Raw genomic sequence first — 7,233 nt, forward strand, 5'->3', positions numbered from 1 at the left:
GGGGTTGCATAGATAAAAGGCGAACAAAATAAAAGAAACGGTTAATAAAGTTCGTGAAAAAACGTGATTTCACGAGTGTTTATTTAGTGCGCCTTTAAATACCTAAATGATCAAAAGCCGAGTCTAAAATAATTTATTTTTCTCTTGACTTATTACCACTAGACTTACAAGATTATCATACCACAAAATAAGTTCGATTGGAATTGTTTTTATTTTCGAATGAAACTATATTTTGTTTTAAACTTTTAATTTTATAAGGAATATGATAATATAAGGTTATCATAATGAAGGATTGATAATGATGACTAGAGAAGAGAAATTAATTGAAATAATAAATGAACATAAAAAGATAGAAGTGGCAGCTCTTTCAGAAATGCTAAATGTTTCAGAAGTTACAATTCGGAAGGATCTCACAAAATTAGAAGAACGGGGTATAATTCAACGACAACATGGATTTGCTCAAATTAATAATGAAAATGATATGAACTTTAGAATGTCAATTAATTTTAATATAAAACAAAATATCGCAAAAATAGCAGCCAACGATATTGAAGAAGGGGCAACAATATTAATAGAATCTGGCTCCACGTGTGCTTTATTGGCAGATGAATTATCATCTAGTGGTAAGGTACTAACAATCATTACAAATTCAGTTTTTATAGCTAATCGTTTGAGAGAGTCAACTAAAATTGAAGTAATATTATTGGGTGGAATCTTTCAGAAAGAGTCACAAGTTAATATTGGAGCTTTAGTCATTGAGATGGCTCGTAATTTTTTTGTTGAAAAATTTTATATTGGAGTTGATGGTTACACACCAGAAAGAGGATTTACTGGGGTTAATTTAGCTAGAACAGAAGTAGTCCGTGAATTATCAAAACTGTCTCAAGAAACGATTGTGCTAACGGACTCCTCTAAATTTGGCAAACAAGGACCAGTAAAACTTTTCGACACCCAAGAAGTGTCTAGAGTTTATACCGATAAAGGAATTTCAAAAGAATCAATGGAACACTTAATAAACAAAAAAATAAAGGTTTATATGTAAATTGAATGTGCTCGCACAAAGGTGCAAGCACGTTCTTTTTTTTCTTTTTAATTGAAAAATAGGAGAATTAACGGTAAAATTAATTACGAATAGAATATTAATAAGTTTCAAATGAAAGGATGATAAAGATGGAAGCTACTTTAGAAACTAGTAAAAACATGCCTTATTTTGGTTATCTAACCGAACGAATGAAAAGTTACCGAAATAGTGTCCTTGATAAAAAACCATTTATTGATGCTGAAAGAGCTATTTTGGCGACTGAAGCTTACCAAGAAAATATGAGTCAGCATATTTATATCAAACGTGCGCGTATGTTACAAAATATTTTAGAAAAGATGACTTTATATATTGAAGATGAAACTTTATTAGTTGGTAACCAAGCTTCAGCAAATAATAATGCACCGGTATTTCCTGAATATACACTAGAATTTATTTTAAATGAACTTGATACTTTCGAGCTGCGTGATGGTGATGTATTTTATATTACAGAAGAGACTAAGCAAGCTTTACGAGACATGGCACCGTTTTGGGAAGGGAAATGTTTAAGAGATTATTCTAAAAACCTTTTACCAGAAGAAATAAGACCGTTTTTAGGATTTTTTGGAATGGAAGGAAAGATGAATGCCGGTGACGCTCATTTGGCTGTTAATTATTCAAAAGTTATCCGTGAAGGATTAAAAAGTTATGAAGAATATACTCAAAAAATGCTAGATGAATTGGATTTAGCAGCCGATGGCGCCATTGATAAATATCATTTTTATCAATCCATATTAATAACTATTGAGGCAATTCGTAGTTATAGTAATCGCTTTGCTGCATTAGCAATAAATATGGCGTACAAAGCTAGTCCAAAACGTGCTCAAGAATTAATAGAAATTTCAAAGATTTGTTCAAGAGTACCATATGAACCAGCTAGAAATTTTCATGAAGCAGTACAGTCTGTTTGGTTCATTCATGTGATTTTACAAATTGAATCTAATGGCCATTCATTGTCATTCGGAAGATTTGATCAGTATATGAATGAATTTTATTTAAATGATCTTAAAAAAGGAATTATTACAGAGGATGAAGCCATTGAATTATTATCGAATTTATGGATAAAATCACAAACTGTAAATAAAATCCGTTCACAATCCCATACATTATCATCAGCAGGATCCCCAATGTATCAAAATGTCACTGTCGGTGGACAAACACGCGATGGAAAAGATGCTGTCAATGAAATGTCTTATTTAGTACTAAAATCTTTTGCGAAAACCAAATTACCACAACCAAACTTAACTGTTCGATATCATGCAAATTTAAATCCTGATTTCATGAATGAGGCTATTGAAGTTGTGAAATTGGGAACTGGGATGCCAGCATTCAATAATGACGAAGTAATTATCCCTTCATTCATTGATTATGGAGTTGAAAAAGAAGATGCTTATGATTACTCAGCAATTGGTTGTGTTGAAACAGCTGTTCCAGGAAAATGGGGATATCGTTGTACAGGAATGTCTTATGTCAATTTCCCTAAAGTATTACTTATTACCATGAATGATGGTGTTGATCCAAATACAGGACTTCGATTTACCAAGGGATATGGTCACTTTAAGGACATGAAGAGTTTTGATGAATTAATGGCTGCTTGGGATAAGATATTAAGATCAATCACACGAATGAGTGTAATCGTAGAAAATTCTTGTGACTTAGGTCTAGAAAGAATGGTTCCAGATATATTATGTTCTGCGTTAACGGAAGATTGTATTGGAAGGGGTAAACCAATTAAAGAAGGTGGAGCAAAATATGACTTCATTTCTGGATTACAAGTTGGTATTGCTGATATGGCAGACTCTTTAGCAGCAATTAAAAAGTTAGTTTATGAAGATGAAAAAATAACAAAAGAAGATTTATGGGATGCTATACTAAATGATTTCCAAGGAGAAAAAGGGCAAGAAATTCAACGATTAATTTTAGAAGAAGCACCTAAATATGGTAACGATAATGATTATGTCGATCAATTAATTGTGGATGCTTATTCAAGTTATATTGATGAAATTGATAAATATCCGAATACTCGTTTTGGAAAAGGCCCAATTGGTGGAAAACGTTATGCAGGTACTTCCTCAATTTCAGCTAATGTGGGTCAAGGACTAGGAACAATGGCAACTCCGAATGGTCGAAATGCCTGGACACCACTTGCAGAAGGCTGTTCACCATCACATAATATGGATAAGAATGGACCAACGAGTGTATTCAAATCTGTTTCAAAATTAAATACCGAAAAAATTGTAGGAGGAGTATTATTAAACCAAAAAGTGAATCCTTCTACATTATCTAAAGAAGAGGATAAACAAAAATTGATTATGATGGTACGTGCATTCTTTAATCGATTGAAAGGCTATCACGTACAATATAATGTTGTTTCAAGAGATACACTAATTGATGCTCAAAAACATCCTGAAAATCACCGAGATTTAATTGTGAGAGTTGCAGGGTACTCTGCATTCTTCAACGTTTTATCAAAAGCAACTCAAGATGATATTATTGAAAGAACAGAGCATACCCTATAATCGACCTCAATTATTTATGAAGCTAGTCTTATCAACTAGCTTCTTTTTTAGTATGGCGGGCATGTTATACACTTAGGATGCAAGTCCCTGAGGGCACCTGCTATCGGTGAACCTCTTAGCGATTCTCAAGCCTGAACACCGTGAGGTGGCGGGGAGAAGAAGAGATAGAGAAATCATGGCTCCACGAGCAGGAACACAATACGAAGGCGCATATAGCGGATGAGATGGCTAAAAGCATTAAAGTACAAATAGATAGCCGTAACCTATGCGTGTAAATTGTGGACTAAACGAGGAAAGATGTATGACTTATCCCGTGAGGTCTCATGAACGTCACAGACGTAATAATAACGAATCATGAGAAGTCAGCCGAAGCCATAGTAGTGTTGAAGCTTTCGTAATGGAAGTGGAGCGAAGAGCTGAACAATTAACATTGTTTAGAAATCTCGAATTGTGTTCAATGAGGAATCCGATTGGTCGAATGTTCCCTCGTATAGAGAAAGTGTAGCCCCAATAAAGTAGGATATGAACGAACAGCGAAACAAGAAAGGAAACGGGTTAGTTGAACCGCCGTGTGCTGAACGGCACGCACGGTGGTGTGAGAGGGACGAGAAGCCGTCCCTACTCGATTTTGAACAGATTTTTAGTTAGAAAAAAGATACGGAGTGAACTATCCTAACAACTCAAGGAGAATCACCGGCGATAGGAACTATACTACCAACTAAGGCAAAATCAACAACGTTTAGAATTATCCTTCCAACTCCCATTAAAAACCGCATAAATTTGAACCATCCTTCCAACTCAGGAAAAAACCACCGAATCTTGGAACTATACTTCCAAATAAGACGAAATATGACTACGATTGGAATTATACTTCCAACCACTAATGCATAATGGTATAATTGGAACTATAGTTCCAATATAAAAGAGGTGAAACAATTGTACATTAGAAAAAAATATTTAGATCAATTAAAACAATTTAAAGATAGTGATTTCATTAAGGTTATAACAGGTGTGAGACGTTCTGGAAAATCAGTCTTATTAATGCAATACCGAGATTATTTAATTTCAGAAGGAATCTCACCTGAAAACATTATTTATATTAACTTAGAAGCTTTTGAGTATTTGAATGTAAAAGATGAAGTCAAGCTATCAGAACTATTACTAAATATGATAAAAAATAAATCTCAGAAATATTATTTATTAATAGATGAAATTCAATGGGTAGATGGGTGGCAGAAAGTAATTAATGGTCTTAGAGTAAGCTTTAACTGTGATATCGTGATTACAGGATCTAATGCTAAGTTGCTATCGGGTGAATTAGCAACCTTATTAAGTGGTAGATACGTTGAAATTGTTGTTTACCCATTTTCTTTTAAAGAATTTTTAGAAAGTAAAAATATTGCGATTGAAAGTCGAAAAGTTGATTTGATGTACAAAGAATATGAACGATATGGTGGGTTTCCAAGTGTTGTCTATTCAGATGAGACAATAAAAACAACTATTCTTTCAGGGATATATGATTCGATTATTCTAAATGATATTGCCGATAGAGGATTAATCAGAGATACTTTTAGTTTAAAAAGAGTGGTCAGTTTTTTAGCAGATAATGTTGGACAAATGATAAATTCGAATAGAATTGCTAATATTTTAAAATCAGAAAAATTATCTATTTCAAATCATACGGTGAATCGTTATCTAGAATTGTTACAAGACGCCTATTTATTTTATGAAGCTAAGTCTTATGATATTCGAGGGAAAAGTTATTTAAAACAAAACTCAAAATATTTCATGGTTGATAATGGTTTAAGAAATGAAGCAGTGAGTTTTCAGGGAGGCAATTATGGAAACAGACTTGAAAACCTTGTATATATTGAATTGTTAAGAAGAGGTTATGAAGTTTCTATTGCAAGAATTGATGATAAAGAAATTGATTTTATTGCCAGAAAACCTGATACTACCATTTATTATCAAGTCACACACCAAATCCCATCTAACACACATGAAACTGATAATCTGTTATTATTAAAAGATAATTATCAAAAAGTGTTAATTACAGGACGCTATGAGGATGTATCAGATATAGATGGAATCAGAGTGGTTTATGTAGTGGATTGGTTATTGGAGACCGATTAATTCATCTTTCCTAAACTTTTCATAACCGCGATAAAATTTTATAAAATTACTGGTAGTAGCCGTTATCCATGGTATGATATTAGTATACGAGACATGATTATTTAGAGGAGTGCTTAAATGAAAAACAATCTGGTAAAATATCTAACCAAAGTGACCCTATTCGGATTAGTAGTCAATGTTGCGACATCGCCGTTGACACCTATTTTTGCTGAAGAGGTGGCGAGTGAACAGACCGAATCACATCAAGAGACAACTACGGAAGCAACCACCCATTCCGAAACAACTCAAGAACAAGATCTAAGTAAAAATCAATCCCTTGCTTTCTTATTTGAAGGTTTAGAAACCAAAGAGAGTCCACAACCTTATCAAGCGCAAGAACATCAATTAGTGTTGCGTTCAGTAGGCGATGTGTTAATCCATGATCGTGTTTCTTGGATGGCGGACACCTATTCTGATTTATATCAAAATACTAAGGCAGCGATGTTGAAAGAAGGCTTTACGGAAGCCGATTTTGATTCAGAAGCTGATTTTGATTTTATGCCCATGTTGAACTACATCAAGCCCTATACCGAGTATGCAGATGTCACAGTCGCCAATATGGAAATTATTGCAGCCTATCCCGATTTACCTGTATCAGGCTATCCTAGCTTCAATGCACCGAATGCGATTTTGGGCAATCTAAAAAATATTGGTATCGACATCTTATCCAATGCGACTAACCATAGCTTGGATTGGTCCAGTCAAGGTGTCTATTCATCCCTTCATAATATCCAAAATACTGGGTTAGAATATTATGGCAGTTATGAATCTTGGGAAGACTATAACACCCCACGTATTATTGAGAAAAATGGGATTAAATTAGGCTTTCTGGCTTATTCCTATGGAACCAATGGCGTCCCGGTACCCGCTGGTGAGGAATATTTGATTAATTTAATTGATTTACCGGTGATGTTAGCGGAAATTGAAAAATTAAAACCACAAGTCGATGCGATTGTCGTCTCATTACAATTAGGTGGTGAATATGATACGTTACCAAATGATGAACAATTTTATATTTATCAAGCATTGAGTGATGCGGGAGTAAGTTTAATTTTAGGTGGGCATCCGCATTGTGTACAACCCTATGATTGGTACAATGGTGACCAAACCTTTGCGATTTATTCTCAAGCCAGCTTTTTAACCGGGCAACGTGAACTGGATAATAAAATTGGTGGCATTACGGAAGTGACCTTTACCAAAGATGCGGAAGGTATGGTGAAAGTCGAAAATCCTAAATTCATGCCAACGTTTAATTTAGGTATCGAAGCAGAAAAAATGTATCAAGTGGTGCCATTAGCCGATTATAATTTATATCAAATTCCAGACGGTGAGTTATGGTGGGAGACTATTAAAGAACGGATGAATTATTTTGAAGCGGATGCGAAAGTGATGACCCATCTTGAAACAGCTGCCTCCCAAGAAGCAGAAGATATTAAACGCTAAATTAGGGAGTGGGCAAGAAGT

General features: G+C 34.3%; 4 protein-coding genes. All 4 read left to right on the top strand.

Features of this window, described 5'->3' with window-relative positions; translation table 11 throughout:
• The first annotated feature begins 301 nt into the window (after window positions 1-301).
• The 4 genes from GSA01S_RS08515 to GSA01S_RS08530 all read left to right on the top strand — a co-directional run bounded on the left by GSA01S_RS08515 (window position 302) and on the right by GSA01S_RS08530 (window position 7,212).
• Complete coding sequence (locus GSA01S_RS08515) at window positions 302-1,042, top strand: DeoR/GlpR family DNA-binding transcription regulator (protein WP_066126644.1); 741 nt, start codon at window positions 302-304, stop codon at window positions 1,040-1,042.
• 119 nt (window positions 1,043-1,161) lie between these two features.
• The gene (locus GSA01S_RS08520; protein WP_083513278.1) at window positions 1,162-3,597 is read left to right on the top strand and encodes a glycyl radical protein; all 2,436 of its coding nucleotides are present in this window, start codon (window positions 1,162-1,164) and stop codon (window positions 3,595-3,597) included.
• 936 nt (window positions 3,598-4,533) lie between these two features.
• Window positions 4,534-5,730, top strand: a complete 1,197-nt coding sequence (locus GSA01S_RS08525; RefSeq protein ID WP_066126640.1) for an ATP-binding protein — start codon at window positions 4,534-4,536, stop codon at window positions 5,728-5,730.
• Between the two features lie 117 nt (window positions 5,731-5,847).
• Window positions 5,848-7,212 carry a CapA family protein gene (locus GSA01S_RS08530; protein ID WP_066126642.1) on the top strand — a complete coding sequence of 455 codons (1,365 nt, stop codon included), beginning with the start codon at window positions 5,848-5,850 and terminating at the stop codon, window positions 7,210-7,212.
• Window positions 7,213-7,233: the final 21 nt, after the last annotated feature.

Source organism: Globicatella sanguinis NBRC 15551 (assembly GCF_001552295.1).
GTDB lineage: Bacteria > Bacillota > Bacilli > Lactobacillales > Aerococcaceae > Globicatella > Globicatella sanguinis.

Bases quoted from the DNA above. Each gene is read 5' to 3' on its own strand.
- GSA01S_RS08515 (WP_066126644.1), top strand. From the start codon at position 302: ATGACTAGAGAAGAGAAATTAATTGAAATAATAAATGAACATAAAAAG.
- GSA01S_RS08520 (WP_083513278.1), top strand. From the start codon at position 1,162: ATGATAAAGATGGAAGCTACTTTAGAAACTAGTAAAAACATGCCTTAT.
- GSA01S_RS08530 (WP_066126642.1), top strand. From the start codon at position 5,848: ATGAAAAACAATCTGGTAAAATATCTAACCAAAGTGACCCTATTCGGA.